This is a genomic window from Sphaerimonospora thailandensis, from assembly GCF_016863115.1.
GTDB classification, from domain to species: Bacteria; Actinomycetota; Actinomycetes; order Streptosporangiales; family Streptosporangiaceae; genus Sphaerimonospora; species Sphaerimonospora cavernae.
The window spans coordinates 1-12,969 of sequence record NZ_BOOG01000029.1 but is presented as its reverse complement, the minus strand read 5'-3'; the positions used below and the strand labels follow the sequence as shown (position 1 = coordinate 12,969).

Genomic DNA, 12,969 nt, shown 5'->3' with positions numbered 1-12,969 from the left:
TCGAGACTGGGGCGGCACGGATTGACCGTCATGGCAAGATTTATGAACCATGGAGCTCCAGATGCCACAGTGGACGGTGCTGTCCGTGGTGACGGGCTCACGCGCGTACGGCCTGGCCGTCGACGGCTCCGATGTCGACCGGCGGGGCGTGTTCGTGACTCCGACGGAGCTGTTCTGGCGCCTGGACAAGCCGCCGACGCATGTCGAGGGACCGCTGCCCGAGCAGTTCTCCTGGGAGATCGAGCGTTTCTGCCTGCTCGCGCTGCAGGCGAACCCCACGGTCCTGGAATGCCTGTGGTCGCCGTTGATCGAGCATTCGACCTCGGTGGGCGATCGTCTGCTGGCCATCCGGCGGGCGTTCCTGTCCCGCAGGGCGGAGCAGACGTTCGTCGGCTACGCGGAGCGGCTGTTCCGCCGGTCCGACTTCGGCCGTCCTCGGCAGAGGAAGGCGGCCATGCACGTGATCCGGCTGCTGCTCAGCGGCCTTCACCTGGTCCGTCATGGTGAGCCGCTGGTCCAGGTCGGTGAGCACTGCGACCGCCTGCTCGCCGTACGGAACGGCGATCTGGATTGGGGCGAAGTGTGCGGGTGGCGTGACGAGTTGCTGGCCGAGATCGGTGCGGCCGAAAGTGTGCTGCCGGGCCTTCCAGATCGGGTGGCGGTCGAGGAGGTCCTGATGGACGTACGAAGGGCGTCGTTGTGAGGGCGATCTTGTGACGGCGGTGCTGCCGGGTTGGCTCGGCGAGGTCTGCGCCGGGCAGCCCCATCGGCTGGCGTTCGCCACGGTCAGCGGAGCTCATCTGTACGGGTTTCCCTCGGTGGACTCCGATGTCGACCTGCGCGGCGTGCACGTCCTTCCCCTCGATGAAGTGATCGGGCTGCGCCCAGGGGCGGAGACGATCACCCGCTCCTGGAACCACGACGGCGTCGAGGTCGACCTGGTGACGCACGACCTCGCCAAGTTCTGCCGGCTGCTTCTGAGCCCGAACGGGTATGTGCTGGAGCAGTTGCTCTCCCCGATGATCGTCCGTTCCTCGACGGTCCACGAGGAACTGCGTTCGCTCGCCCCGCGCTGCCTGACCCGCCATCACGCCCACCACTATCTGGGCTTCGCCCGCACGCAGCGGCGGCGCTTCGAGAAGACGGCCGGCTTGAAGCCGCTGCTGTACGCCTTCCGAGTGCTCCTCACCGGCATCCACCTGATGCGAACCGGCGAACTCGTCGCAGACCTCACCCGTCTCGGCGGCGGGCCGCCGTACCTGCCCGAGCTGGTCTCGGCCAAGTGCACGGCCGAGCATGGCGGACTGGCCGCGGACGCACCGGACCGTACGCGGTTGGCCGCCGACCTCGACCGGTTGGCCGCCGAGTTGGAGCGTGCCCGGGACGAATCGCGCCTCCCGGAGGCGCCGTCGGCCCGGAACGCCGTACACGACCTGCTGGTGCGGACCCGGTTGGAATGGGGGATCCACGCATAGTGACGGAGGTGTCGCGGAATAATGGGCACAGCCGCCACGACCTCTGGGAGATCGCCTTGACCGGTTCGTTCAGCAGGGACAATCTCGATCTGGCCGCGAGCGCCCAGGAGCTGGCCGACCGCGCGCCCGCCGGGTCGCTCCACCACGCCGCGGCCAGATCCGTCGCGATCACGTGCGCCACCACCCGGGACGCCGACCAGGCGCGGACCACCCTGGACGGCCTCACACCGGAGGACGTCCGCAAGGCCGCGCTGGAACTCTTCGACCGGCTGTCCGCCGCGCCCGAGTCCTGATCATCGGCCGACGTAGGCCGCGAGGTGTTCGCCGGTGAGGGTGGAGCGGGCGGCGACGAGGTCGGCGGGTGTGCCTTCGAAGACGATCCGGCCGCCGTCGTGGCCGGCGCCGGGGCCGAGGTCGATGATCCAGTCGGCGTGCGCCATGACCGCCTGGTGGTGCTCGATGACGATGACCGACTTGCCGGAGTCGACGAGCCGGTCGAGCAGGCCGAGCAACTGCTCGACGTCGGCGAGGTGGAGGCCGGTGGTCGGCTCGTCGAGGACGTAGACGCCGCCGTCCGCGGCCATGTGGGTGGCCAGCTTGAGTCGCTGCCGCTCGCCGCCGGACAGCGTGGTGAGCGGCTGACCGAGGCTGAGGTAGCCGAGCCCGACGTCGGAGAGCCGGCCGAGGATGGCGTGCGCGGCCGGGGTGCGCGCCGCGCCGGCGCCGAAGAACTCCGCGGCCTCGGTCACCGACATCGCGAGCACCTCGCTGATGTCGCGGCCGCCGAGGTGATACTCCAGCACCGATGCCTGGAAGCGCTTGCCCTCGCACTCCTCGCAGGTGGTGGCGACGCCCGCCATCATCGCCAGGTCGGTGTAGATGACGCCGGCGCCGTTGCAACCGGGGCAGGCGCCCTCGGAGTTGGCGCTGAACAGCGCCGGCTTCACGCCGTTGGCCTTCGCGAACGCCTTGCGGATCGGGTCGAGCAGTCCGGTGTAGGTCGCCGGGTTGCTCCGTCGTGAGCCGCGGATCGCGCCCTGGTCGATCGACACCACATCCGCGCCCGCGGGGATCGACCCGTGCACGAGCGAACTCTTGCCGGAGCCGGCGACGCCGGTGACGACGACGAGCACCCCGAGCGGGATGTCGACGTCGACATCGCGCAGGTTGTTCGCCGTCGCGCCGCGGATCTCCAGCGTGCCGGTGGGCGTCCGCACCTTCTCCTTGAGATCGGCCCGGTCGTCCAGGTGCCGCCCGGTCAGTGTGCCGCTGGCACGCAGCCCCTCGAGGGTGCCTTCGAAGCAGACGGTGCCGCCCGCCGCGCCGGCGCCGGGGCCGAGGTCGACGACGTGGTCGGCGATCGCGATCGCCTCCGGCTTGTGCTCCACGACGAGCACCGTGTTGCCCTTGTCCCGCAGCCGCAGCAGCAGCCGGTTCATCCGCTGGATGTCATGGGGGTGCAGCCCGATCGTGGGCTCGTCGAAGACGTAGGTGACATCGGTGAGTGAGGAGCCGAGGTGGCGGATCATCTTGACGCGCTGCGCCTCGCCGCCCGACAGCGTTCCCGCCGGCCGTTCGAGCGAGAGGTAGCCCAGCCCGATCTCCACGAACGAGTCGAGGGTGTGCAGCAGCTTGCCGAGCAGCGGCGCCACCGACGGCTCGTCCAGGCCGCGGACCCATTCGGCCAGGTCGGTGATCTGCATCGCGCAGGCGTCGGCGATGTTGATCCCCTTGATCTTCGACGACCGGGCCGCCTCGCTCAGCCGGGTGCCGTCGCAGTCGGGACAGGCGGTGAAGGTCACCGCCCGCTCCACGAAGGCGCGGATGTGCGGCTGCAGCGCGTCGACGTCCTTCGACAGGAACGACTTCTGGATCTTCGGGATCAGGCCCTCGTACGTCAGGTTGATGTTGTCGACCTTGATCTTGGTCGGCTCCTTGTAGAGCAGGTCGTGGAGCTCCTTCTTGGTGAACTCGCGGATCGGCTTGTCCGGGTCGAAGAAGCCGCAGCCGCTGAAGATGCGGCCGTACCAGCCGTCGACGCTGTAGCCGGGGATCGTGAGCGCGCCCTCGTTGAGCGACTTGCCGTCGTCGTACAGCTGGGACAGGTCGAAGTCGGTGACCGACCCCCGGCCTTCGCAACGCGGACACATGCCACCGGTGATGTTGAAGTCGCGCCGCTCCTTCACGGTCTTCCCGCCGCGCTCGAGTGTGACCGCACCCGCTCCGCTGATCGAGGCGACGTTGAAGGAGAACGCCTGGGGCGAGCCGATGTGCGGCTGCCCGAGCCGGCTGAACAGGATGCGCAGCATCGCGTTGGCGTCGGTGGCGGTGCCGACCGTGGAGCGGGGGTCGGCGCCCATCCGCCGCTGGTCGACGAGGATCGCGGTCGTCAGCCCATCGAGTACGTCGACCTCGGGCCGCGCCAGCGTCGGCATGAAGCCCTGTATGAAGGCACTGTAGGTTTCGTTGATCAGCCGCTGCGACTCCGCGGCGATCGTGTCGAACACCAGGGAGCTCTTGCCCGAGCCGGAGACGCCGGTGAACACCGTCAGCCGGCGCTTGGGGAGTTCGACGCTGACGTCCTTGAGGTTGTTCACGCGCGCACCGTGCACGCGGATCAGATCGTGGCTGTCCGCAACGTGCGGCACAGACGGCTGTTCATCCGTCCTCGTGGCCATGCTCACCATGTCTCCATCTTTTGAACGTCTGCTGAAGGTCTGTCAGACCGGACCGCCTCGCGGTCTCCGGCGGTGTCGCCCGTTCGATCCGACCAGCCTCGAACGGTACGCCTGGTTCTCCGTCGTCGGCGCGGACGGCTCAGCGGATCTCGTTGATGCGGATGAGGTTGCCCGCGGGATCGCGGAAGGCGCAGTCGCGAATGCCGTACGGCTGCTCGGTCGGCTCCTGGACGACCTCGGCGTCGCCGGACTGCAGCCGCTCGAAGGTGCCGTCGAGGTCGGTGGTGGCCAGAGTGATGATGCCGTAGGTGCCCTTGGCCATCATCTCGGCGATGACGCGGCGCTCGTCGTCGGTCATGCCGGGGCTGGCGGTCGGCGGATACAGGACGACGGACGTACCGGGCTGGCCGGCGGGGCCCACCGTGATCCAGCGCATCCCTCCGTAGCCGACGTCGCCCCGGACCTCGAAGCCGAGCGTGTCGCGGTAGAAGGCCAGAGCCGTGTCCGGATCGTCGTGGGGGAGGAATGCCGAGTGAATGGTGATGTCCATGACGGTCACGCTAGCTGCGGCTCGCCGACCGGCGCTTCTCGATTCCTGATCGGATTCCTGATCGGTCTGGTCACCTGTTTCGCGACGCACGAGGGCATCCCCGCCGTCGCACCCGCCGCCTCGTGCCGATAGACGCTGGGCGGCACACCGACCAACTCGGTGAAGCGTGTGCTGAAAGTGCCCAGCGACGAGCAGCCGACCGCGAAACAGACCTCGGTGACGCTGAGATCACCGCGACGCAGCAGCGCCATCGCGCGCTCGATGCGCCGCGTCATCAGATAGCTGTACGGCGATTCGCCGTAGGCGTGCCGGAACTCGCGGCTGAGATGGCCGGCCGACATGTTCACACCGCGGGCGAGCTCCTCGACGTTCAGCGGCTGCGCGTACTCCCGGTCGATGCGGTCACGGACGCGGCGCAGCAGCGCGAGGTCGCGCAGACGCTGCGCCGGGACGGATCTGCTGGTCACCCGAGAATCGTACGTCTCGCCCGCCATGGGCGTGACGCCGAATGGTTGCGGGCACAGCAGGACGTGCCGACGCGGGAGGGCGGTCCGCGTGTCATCCGGCGGACTGCCACGGGCGCCACCACGAGGAGCGAACGCGGCTTCCGCGCTGGTCGATGTAGCGGTGGGCCTCGACTTCGTCGACGAGGACGAGGCCCTCGGTGACCATCTCGTCGAGTTCGGGGAGGAAGGCATCGATCTGCTCCCGGGTGTCGACGATGACGATGGCGACCGGCAGGTCCTCACTCAGCGACAGCAGGCGGCTGGTGTGGATCAGTGAGGAGGCCCCGTAGCCTTCCAGGCCGCGGAAGACGCTCGCCCCGGCCAGGCCCATCTTGTGCGCCCGATGCACGATCTCGGCGTACAGCGGCCGGCGCCGGTACTGATCGGTCTCCCCGATAAAGATCATCAGTCGCTTGGCATGACCATGCAGTTTCACCTCCGGCTCCCTTCCTCGTAGTCCCTGGCATGGCGCTCCAGCGTCCGGATCAACTCGGTCGACTGGGCGGCCGCCTCCTGCAGAGCACGTGTTCACCCGGGCCGGGCCGGGGACTGAGGCTGTTCGCTGGAGAATGCCCGCTCACGCGAGCAGATCTACCTCCTGAAACATTCCTCCTGAATCAGTCATCGTGCCCCTGTGGGGATTGACGATTCCCGAATCCGTACGCCTAGACTGATCCGTACGGCGATGGATCCCGCCGGGGCGGCATTCGTCGATCACTTCCCATCCACTGCCGCCCGAACCGCCGCTGACGGCTGATGGCTCCTGACGACACGTCGGGAGCTTTTGTCGTTTCGGAGGAGGGCGGAACATGGGGGCCGGCACGTCCACTGCTCCGTTCTCATCGTCCGGTGACCCTCCATCGTCCGATGCCGCAACGGTCCACCCTTGCCCGTCTTCATCATCACGACCATGTCGAGACAGGGCACGAAGACCTGCCCGAATTCCTGCTCATCCCAGGGAGGACCGATGCGCCGACGCCCGTCGAACGAATCTCCAGGCGACCTGCCCATCGACCCCGACGTAGATGTCCGCGATGAACGCGCTCATCCGGAACGGGATGCCTTCCGGCCGCCGGCGTCGCGTTTCCCGAGAGGTCGCAGACGGACCTGGGACATCATCGCGATGATCGCGGCCGGCGGCGGCCTGGGCAGCCTCACCCGCTACCTGGCCGGCCAGGCGATCCCCGCCCAGCCCGGGGCCTTCCCGTGGGCGACGTTCCTCGTCAACGCCATCGGCTGCTTCGCGCTCGGCGCCCTGATGGTGTTCGTCCTGGACGTGTGGCCGCCCAGCCGTTATACGCGGCCCTTCCTCGGGGTCGGCTTCCTCGGCGGATTCACCACGTTCTCCACCTTCACCACCGAGATCGTCGACCTCGCATCCCGCGGGGCCTGGACGCCGGGCGCCGCCTACACCGCCGCGAGCCTGACCGCCGGACCGGCCGCCGTCTGGGCCGGCATCGTCCTCGCCCGGACCATCGCCGGCCTGCCCGTACGGCAGGGGAAGGAACCGGCGGCGGAGACGGCCTCATGACGCTCCTGCTCGTCTTCCTCGGCGGAGCCGTCGGCGCGCCCGCACGCTACCTGATCGACCGGTTCGTCCAGCGACGCCACGACAGCGTCTTCCCCTGGGGCACCCTCACGGTCAACCTCGTCGGGTCGCTCATCCTCGGATTCCTGCTCGGCGCCAGATCCGGCCTGGGGCTGCCGCAGGAGGTGGTCATGCTCGCCGGGACCGGCTTCTGCGGGGCGCTCACCACCTTCAGCACCTTCGGCTTCGAGACCGTGCGCCTGCTTGAGGAAGGATCGTTTCGGGAAGCCGGGCTCAATGCCGTCGGCAGCCTGCTCCTCGGCGTCCTGGCCGCCGCCGGAGGCCACGCCCTCGCCGGCCTCTTCGCGTGATCCTCGCCAGATGACGAAGCCGGGCGGGATGCTGGGGTGGTGGACGGCGAAGACAGACATCCGGGCCCGCGGCGCCGGGCGGTACACGTGCCGGCGGGATTCGCCGTGCTGTCCGCGGTGCTGCTCACCGTGTTGGCGGTGGCGACCGTGGAACGGCACGGAGCGCCCTACCCGGTAGACGTCGACGCCCATCGCTGGGCGCTCACCCACCGCGGGCGCGTCGCGGTGAACGTCGCGGTGGTGGTGACCACGTCCGGCACCGGATTCGCGACCTATCCTTTCGCGGCGGCAGGCGGTCTGCTGGCCTGCCGCCGCATCCGGTGGCGCGGCGCCCTCGCGGGTGTGGCCGTTCTCGGCCTGGGCCAAATCGTGCGCCTCGTGCTCGCAGTCGGCGTTCACCGGCCACGGCCGCCCTCTGTGGACTGGGCCTGGACCGCGAGCGGGTTCGCCATGCCGTCGGGACACACCACGACCTCCGCGATCACCGCCGTCGTCCTCACCGTCGGGATCGCGCGTGGCGTGCGCGGGCGGGCACGTCCCGTGCTGCTCGCCGTGCCGGGGCTGTGGGCGCTGGGCGTCGGGGCCAGCCGGGTCTACCTGGGCGTGCACTGGCTCACCGATGTCGTGGCGGGCTGGCTGCTCGCCGCCGTCTGGACGGCGCTGCTCGGACTGCTCGTCCTGGCCCTCGCACATCGGAGGCATCGGGCCGCCGGCACCATCCCAACGACACGGCCAGGATGAAGCGTGACAGGCAAACGATCGAGAGGCCGGATCCGCGGTCTTGGGATCCGGCCTCTGATCTGGGACTTCGTGGTGGGCGATACTGGGATTGAACCAGTGACCTCTTCCGTGTCAGGGAAGCGCTCTCCCGCTGAGCTAATCGCCCTCAAGAGGTGGAGACGGGATTTGAACCCGTGTGCGCGGCTTTGCAGGCCGCTGCCTCGCCTCTCGGCCACTCCACCAGGTGTAGCCGCGAGCGGAAGACGGGATTCGAACCCGCGACCCTCACCTTGGCAAGGTGATGCTCTACCAACTGAGCCACTTCCGCGTGTCGTCCGTGAGCCGGACTCACGCAGAGCACCTTATCCAATTCCCGTCCGCTCCCCAAATCGTGCCGAGAAGTAAGGACCCAACCTCCGATACGCTGGTTACAACAGATGACTTCCCCCGGTGCGAGAGAGTTGGAAGATGCGCGACAACGAGGTCGTGGCGGTCGGGCCAGAGCCGCTGTCCTTCACCGACGTCGTCCGGATCGCCAGGTACGGCACGGCCGTACGGCTGACCGACGACGCCATCGCGAAGATGGCCGCGTCCCGGAGCAGGGTGGAGGAGCTCGCGCGGGCCGAGACCCCCGCCTACGGCGTGTCCACCGGGTTCGGGGCCCTGGCGACCCTGCACATCGAGCCGTCGATGCGGGCCCGGCTCCAGCGCAGCCTGGTCCGCTCCCACGCGGCCGGCTCCGGCCCGGAGGTGGAGGTCGAGGTGACGCGGGCGCTGATGCTGCTGCGGCTGCACACGCTCGCCACCGGGCACACGGGAGTCCGCCCGGAGACCGCGCGGGTGCTGGAGGCGCTGCTCAACGCCCGCGTCACCCCGGTGGTCCACGAGTACGGCAGCCTGGGCTGCTCGGGCGACCTCGCCCCACTGGCGCACGTCGCTTTGACCATCATGGGGGAGGGCGTCGTCCGTGACGCCGGCGGGCAGGTCAGGCCCGCGGCCGACGTGCTGAAGGAATGCCGCATCGAGCCCGTCGAGCTGGCCGCCAAGGAGGGGCTGGCCCTGATCAACGGCACCGACGGCATGCTGGGCATGCTCGTGCTCGCCATCGACGACCTGACCCGCCTGCTGAAGACCGCCGACATCGGCGCGGCCATGAGCGTGGAGGCCCTGCTCGGCACCGACCACGTGTTCGCGGCCGACCTCCAGGCGCTGCGCCCGCACCCGGGCCAGGCCGCCGCCGCGGCCAACATGCGGGCACTGCTGCGCGACTCGGGCATCATGGCCTCGCACCGGGACGGCTCCTGCACCCGCGTCCAGGACGCCTACTCGCTGCGCTGCGCCCCCCAGGTCGCCGGAGCGGCCCGCGACACCGTCGCCCACGCCGCCCTCGTGGCCTCGCGGGAGCTGGCCAGCGCCATCGACAACCCGGTGGTGCTCGCCGACGGGCGGGTGGAGTCCAACGGCAACTTCCACGGCGCCCCCGTCGGGTACGTCCTGGACTTCCTGGCCATCGCGGTCGCGGACGTGGCGTCGATGGCCGAGCGGCGGACCGACCGGATGCTGGACGTCGCGCGCAGCCACGGCCTCCCGCCGTTCCTGGCCGACGACCCGGGCGTGGACTCCGGGCACATGATCGCCCAGTACACGCAGGCCGCGATCGTGTCCGAGCTCAAGCGCCTGGCCGCGCCCGCCAGCGTCGACTCGATCCCGAGCTCCGCGATGCAGGAGGACCACGTCTCGATGGGGTGGTCCGCCGGGCGAAAGCTGCGCCGGGCCCTGGACGGCCTCACCCGGGTGCTGGCGATCGAGATCCTGACCGCCGCCCGGGCCATCGATCTGCGCCGGCCGCACGAGCCCGCCCCCGGCACCGGCTCGGTCGTGGCGTTGCTGCGCGAGGTGGTGGCGGGACCGGGCGCGGACCGGTTCCTCGCCCCGGAGATCGAGGCGGTCGTCCGGCTCGTCGCCGACGGCTCGGTGCCGGCCGCCGCCGAGTCCGTCACCGGCCCGCTGGCCTGACGTCAGGACGTCGCCGCGACCACCTCGACCTCGATCATCAGGCCGGGGCGGCTGACCCATTCCACCAACGACGCCGGGCCGAGACGCCGGGCCGCGCTGAGAGAATGGGATCCGTGCACGACTCCTTCGCCCACATCGGGGGATTCCTGGCCACCGGATTGCGGGAGGTGACCACGGACCTGGCCGCCCTGGACGGGGCCGGCTGGTGGGCGGTCGTCGTCTCCTACGAGGGCAAGGTCACCTGTGCGCGTTTCGGCGACGTGCGCCGCGCGCCGCTGCCCCGCCCCGCGACCCCCTGGAACGGGCCGGACCGTACGGCCTGGCGCAGCTCGCTCGACCAGGACGGCTACGAACGCGGCGTCCAGCGGATCAGGGCCCACATCGAGCGCGGCGAGGTCTACCAGGCCAACCTGTGCCGGGTCCTGTCCGCGCCGCTGCCCGGGAGCGGGTCGGCCGGCCCGCTCGGCCTCGCCGTACGGCTGGCGGAGGGCAACCCCGCCCCCCACGCGGCCGTGATCGACGTGCCCGGCCTGACGGTCGTGTCGGCGTCGCCGGAGCTGTACCTGTCACGGCACGGCGACGTGATCGAGTCCAGGCCGATCAAGGGGACCGGAGCCACCGCCGGCGACCTGCTCGACAAGGACTACCCGGAGAACCTGATGATCGTCGACCTGGTCCGCAACGACCTCGGCCGGGTCGCGGAGGTGGGCAGCGTTTCGGTGCCCTCGCTGTTCGAGATCGAGGAGCATCCCGGTCTGGTCCACCTGGTGTCGACGGTCCGGGCGCGGCTGCTGCGCGGAGCCGGCTGGCCGGAATTGTTCGCCGCCACCTTCCCGCCCGGATCGGTGACCGGCGCCCCGAAATCCTCGGCGCTGCGCATTATCAATGAGCTCGAACCACAGCCCAGGGGGCCGTACTGTGGGGCCGTGGGCTGGGTCGACGCCGACCGGAGACAGGCGGCGCTGGCCGTCGGCATCCGCACATTCTGGGTCGAGCACGACATGATCTGCTTCGGCACGGGTGCGGGCATCACATGGGGCTCCGACCCCGGGCTGGAGTGGCAGGAGACCGAGTTGAAGGCCGCCCGGCTCATCGGGCTCGCTTCGGGGGGCGGGCCGTGAGGACGAGAACGGAGAGGGAGATGTCGGTACCCATCTGGGTGAACGGGGAGCTGTACGAACCGGACAAGGCCGTGGTCTCGGTCTACGACCACGGGCTGATGGTCGGCGACGGGGTGTTCGAGACGGTCAAGGCGACGCACGGGGAGTCCTTCGCCCTGACCCGGCACCTGGACCGCCTGGCGCTGTCGGCCAAGCGGATGGACCTGCCCGACCCGGACCTCGGCGCGATCGCCGACGGCGTGCGCCGCTGCCTGACCGCCGCGCCGAAGTGGCCGCTGGCCAGGATCAGGATCACCCACACCAGCGGGCCGGGCCCGCTGGGCTCCGACCGGGGCGCCGCCGGTCCGAGCACGATCGTCATCGTGGGCGAGCAGAAGCAGTTCCCCGCCACCGCCGACGTCGCCGTCGTGCCGTGGCCGCGTAACGAGCGCGGCGCGCTGGCCGGGGTCAAGAGCACGTCGTACGGCGACAACGCCAAGGCCCTCGCCTACGCCAAGGAGCGCGGCGCCGGTGAGGCGATCTTCGAGAACCTGACCGGGAACCTCTGTGAGGGCACGGGCAGCAACATCTTCATCGTGACCGGCGGACGCCTGATCACTCCCACCCTCGCCTCGGGCTGCCTGGCCGGGGTCACCAGGGCGCTGACGCTGGAATGGTGCGGCGGCGAGGAGGCCGACGTGCCGATCTCCGCGCTGCACGAGGCCCAGGAGGCGTTCCTCACCTCCACGACCCGCAACATCCAGCCGATCCGGATGGTGGACGGCACGGCGTTGCCCCAGGCCCCCGGCCCGATCACACTGGCGGCGATGAAGGCCTTCGCCGAGCGGTCGGCCGCCGACCTCGACCCCTGATCCGGCTTGCTCAGGCTCCGCCGTACGACCGCTGGGTCTGGGCGTTGAGCTCGGTCAGTCGCAGGGACTCGGCGGGATCGGTGATCGGGTCGTCGAGGCGCAGGACGTCGAGACCCTTGGTGATGTCGCTGGAGTAGATGTAGCCGTTGTAGTAATAGGCGGACCAGGACCCCCCGAGCTGGAGCTTGGGGTCCAGCGGCCCGCGTTCGAAGAAGGCGATCTCCCGCGGACGTCGGGAGTCGGTGAAGTCCCAGACCGAGACGCCCCCCTGATACCAGGCCTGGACCATGATGTCCCGGCCCGGTACGGGGATCAGCGCCCCGTTGTGGGCGACGCAGTTCTCCGTCGGCCCCTGCAGCCGGGGGATCTTGTAGTAGCCGCGTAGTTCCAGCCGCCGGTCCGGGGTGAGGTCGTAGATGGCGGCGGCTCCCTTCGTGCGCTCGTCGGGCGAACTGCAGGTCGGCTGCGCGCCGCCGCCCAGCTCGTCACTGAAGACGATCTTGGTCCCGGCGTCGTTGAACGTCGCCGAGTGCCAGATAGAGAAGTTGACCTTGTCGGTGATCCGCTGGAGCACCCGCGGCTTCACCGGGTCGGAGGTGTCGAGGAGCCAGCCGTCGCCGATGCACGCCGCGGCGGCCAGGTCCTTCTCCGGGTAGGAGGTGACGTCGTGGCAGGTCTCGAACAGCCGGGGCCTGGCCACGACCCGGGCGGCCTCGGGGTTCTCGACCGGCACCTCGACGATGGAGATGCCCTGCGGCGCCGGGCAGATCGCGGATTCGGGCTGCCCGGTGGAGGACGTGTAGAGGTAGAGGCGGTCCGCCTGCTTCCCCGGAACGATCGTGTGCGTGTGCGAGCCGCAATCGGTCTGCACGGACTTCACATAGCGGGGGCGAGCCTTGTCCGAGATGTCGAAGATCCGGATGCCTTCCCAGTTGGTGTCGGCGAACGAGCCTCTGCCGCTCTCGCAGGTGTCGTTGCTGCGGGCCATGTCGACCGAGACGAACAGCAGGTCGCCGGAGACCGAGATGTCGTTCTGCCCGCCGGGGCACTTCACCCTGGCCGTCACCTTCGGCTGCGTCGGGTCGCTGATGTCGTGGATCGTGAAGCCCTCGAAGTTGCCGACGAAGGCGTAACCGCCCTGGAAAGCCAGATC

14 protein-coding genes and 3 tRNA genes are annotated in these 12,969 nt (G+C 69.8%); 9 read left to right on the top strand and 8 right to left on the bottom strand.

Annotated features, from left to right (window positions below; translation table 11 throughout):
• The first annotated feature begins 61 nt into the window (after nucleotides 1–61).
• From Mth01_RS16240 to Mth01_RS16230, 3 genes are read left to right on the top strand one after another with little or no spacing between them, the layout of a single operon-like run.
• Nucleotides 62–703, top strand: a complete 642-nt coding sequence (locus tag Mth01_RS16240; protein ID WP_239089723.1) for a nucleotidyltransferase domain-containing protein — start codon at nucleotides 62–64, stop codon at nucleotides 701–703.
• A gap of 19 nt (nucleotides 704–722) precedes the next feature.
• Nucleotides 723–1,475, top strand: coding sequence for a nucleotidyltransferase domain-containing protein (locus Mth01_RS16235; RefSeq protein ID WP_239089722.1), 753 nt, complete (start codon nucleotides 723–725; stop codon nucleotides 1,473–1,475).
• An 8-nt stretch (nucleotides 1,476–1,483) separates the two neighbouring features.
• Nucleotides 1,484–1,768 carry a hypothetical protein gene (locus tag Mth01_RS16230; RefSeq protein WP_204016705.1) on the top strand — a complete coding sequence of 95 codons (285 nt, stop codon included), beginning with the start codon at nucleotides 1,484–1,486 and terminating at the stop codon, nucleotides 1,766–1,768.
• Here Mth01_RS16230 and Mth01_RS16225 read toward each other — a convergent pair whose 3' ends face one another.
• The 4 genes from Mth01_RS16225 to Mth01_RS16210 form a co-directional block, all read right to left on the bottom strand.
• Nucleotides 1,769–4,153, bottom strand: a complete 2,385-nt coding sequence (locus Mth01_RS16225; protein WP_204016704.1) for an ATP-binding cassette domain-containing protein — start codon at nucleotides 4,151–4,153, stop codon at nucleotides 1,769–1,771. It abuts the gene before it with no gap.
• A gap of 139 nt (nucleotides 4,154–4,292) precedes the next feature.
• Nucleotides 4,293–4,703 carry a VOC family protein gene (locus Mth01_RS16220; RefSeq protein ID WP_204016703.1) on the bottom strand — a complete coding sequence of 137 codons (411 nt, stop codon included), beginning with the start codon at nucleotides 4,701–4,703 and terminating at the stop codon, nucleotides 4,293–4,295.
• A gap of 5 nt (nucleotides 4,704–4,708) precedes the next feature.
• Nucleotides 4,709–5,197, bottom strand: coding sequence for a helix-turn-helix transcriptional regulator (locus Mth01_RS16215; protein WP_204016702.1), 489 nt, complete (start codon nucleotides 5,195–5,197; stop codon nucleotides 4,709–4,711).
• Between the two features lie 64 nt (nucleotides 5,198–5,261).
• The gene (locus Mth01_RS16210) at nucleotides 5,262–5,645 is read right to left on the bottom strand and encodes a DUF190 domain-containing protein (protein WP_204016701.1); all 384 of its coding nucleotides are present in this window, start codon (nucleotides 5,643–5,645) and stop codon (nucleotides 5,262–5,264) included.
• Nucleotides 5,646–6,176: 531 nt separating this feature from the next.
• Here Mth01_RS16210 and crcB (Mth01_RS16205) point away from each other — a divergent pair.
• Genes crcB (Mth01_RS16205) through Mth01_RS16195 form a run of 3 tightly spaced genes read left to right on the top strand, consistent with a single transcriptional unit; the run spans nucleotide 6,177 to nucleotide 7,849 of the window.
• Nucleotides 6,177–6,740 carry a fluoride efflux transporter CrcB gene (gene crcB, locus Mth01_RS16205; protein WP_204016700.1) on the top strand — a complete coding sequence of 188 codons (564 nt, stop codon included), beginning with the start codon at nucleotides 6,177–6,179 and terminating at the stop codon, nucleotides 6,738–6,740.
• Nucleotides 6,737–7,108: a fluoride efflux transporter CrcB gene (gene crcB, locus Mth01_RS16200; RefSeq protein ID WP_204016699.1), complete on the top strand. Its 372-nt coding sequence runs from the start codon at nucleotides 6,737–6,739 to the stop codon at nucleotides 7,106–7,108. Before crcB (Mth01_RS16205) ends, crcB (Mth01_RS16200) begins: the two co-directional genes overlap by 4 nt.
• A gap of 39 nt (nucleotides 7,109–7,147) precedes the next feature.
• Nucleotides 7,148–7,849 carry a phosphatase PAP2 family protein gene (locus Mth01_RS16195; protein WP_204016698.1) on the top strand — a complete coding sequence of 234 codons (702 nt, stop codon included), beginning with the start codon at nucleotides 7,148–7,150 and terminating at the stop codon, nucleotides 7,847–7,849.
• Nucleotides 7,850–7,919: 70 nt separating this feature from the next.
• On the opposite strand, the gene Mth01_RS16190 is transcribed toward Mth01_RS16195, so the two are convergent.
• From Mth01_RS16190 to Mth01_RS16180, 3 genes are all read right to left on the bottom strand, one after another.
• Nucleotides 7,920–7,994, bottom strand: a tRNA-Val gene (locus Mth01_RS16190).
• A 5-nt stretch (nucleotides 7,995–7,999) separates the two neighbouring features.
• Nucleotides 8,000–8,070 (bottom strand) — tRNA-Cys (locus Mth01_RS16185).
• A 13-nt stretch (nucleotides 8,071–8,083) separates the two neighbouring features.
• Nucleotides 8,084–8,156 (bottom strand) — tRNA-Gly (locus Mth01_RS16180).
• 140 nt (nucleotides 8,157–8,296) lie between these two features.
• Here Mth01_RS16180 and hutH point away from each other — a divergent pair.
• The 3 genes from hutH to Mth01_RS16165 all read left to right on the top strand — a co-directional run bounded on the left by hutH (nucleotide 8,297) and on the right by Mth01_RS16165 (nucleotide 11,816).
• Nucleotides 8,297–9,844: a histidine ammonia-lyase gene (hutH, locus tag Mth01_RS16175; protein WP_204016697.1), complete on the top strand. Its 1,548-nt coding sequence runs from the start codon at nucleotides 8,297–8,299 to the stop codon at nucleotides 9,842–9,844.
• A gap of 104 nt (nucleotides 9,845–9,948) precedes the next feature.
• Nucleotides 9,949–10,965 carry an anthranilate synthase component I family protein gene (locus Mth01_RS16170; RefSeq protein WP_204016696.1) on the top strand — a complete coding sequence of 339 codons (1,017 nt, stop codon included), beginning with the start codon at nucleotides 9,949–9,951 and terminating at the stop codon, nucleotides 10,963–10,965.
• Between the two features lie 20 nt (nucleotides 10,966–10,985).
• Nucleotides 10,986–11,816, top strand: coding sequence for an aminotransferase class IV (locus tag Mth01_RS16165; RefSeq protein ID WP_204016695.1), 831 nt, complete (start codon nucleotides 10,986–10,988; stop codon nucleotides 11,814–11,816).
• Between the two features lie 10 nt (nucleotides 11,817–11,826).
• Here the strand turns inward: Mth01_RS16165 and Mth01_RS16160 are convergent.
• Nucleotides 11,827–12,969 (bottom strand): LVIVD repeat-containing protein (locus tag Mth01_RS16160; protein WP_204016694.1); only part of this gene is annotated, 1,143 nt, incomplete at its 5' end.

What these genes read in the sequence shown, in the direction of transcription:
- Mth01_RS16215 (WP_204016702.1), bottom strand. Translation starts at nt 5,197, where the DNA reads ATGGCGGGCGAGACGTACGATTCTCGGGTGACCAGCAGATCCGTCCCG.
- Mth01_RS16225 (WP_204016704.1), bottom strand. Translation starts at nt 4,153, where the DNA reads ATGGCCACGAGGACGGATGAACAGCCGTCTGTGCCGCACGTTGCGGAC.
- hutH (WP_204016697.1), top strand. Translation starts at nt 8,297, where the DNA reads ATGCGCGACAACGAGGTCGTGGCGGTCGGGCCAGAGCCGCTGTCCTTC.
- Mth01_RS16220 (WP_204016703.1), bottom strand. Translation starts at nt 4,703, where the DNA reads ATGGACATCACCATTCACTCGGCATTCCTCCCCCACGACGATCCGGAC.
- crcB (WP_204016700.1), top strand. Translation starts at nt 6,177, where the DNA reads ATGCGCCGACGCCCGTCGAACGAATCTCCAGGCGACCTGCCCATCGAC.
- Mth01_RS16240 (WP_239089723.1), top strand. Translation starts at nt 62, where the DNA reads ATGCCACAGTGGACGGTGCTGTCCGTGGTGACGGGCTCACGCGCGTAC.
- Mth01_RS16170 (WP_204016696.1), top strand. Translation starts at nt 9,949, where the DNA reads ATGGGATCCGTGCACGACTCCTTCGCCCACATCGGGGGATTCCTGGCC.
- Mth01_RS16165 (WP_204016695.1), top strand. Translation starts at nt 10,986, where the DNA reads ATGTCGGTACCCATCTGGGTGAACGGGGAGCTGTACGAACCGGACAAG.
- crcB (WP_204016699.1), top strand. Translation starts at nt 6,737, where the DNA reads ATGACGCTCCTGCTCGTCTTCCTCGGCGGAGCCGTCGGCGCGCCCGCA.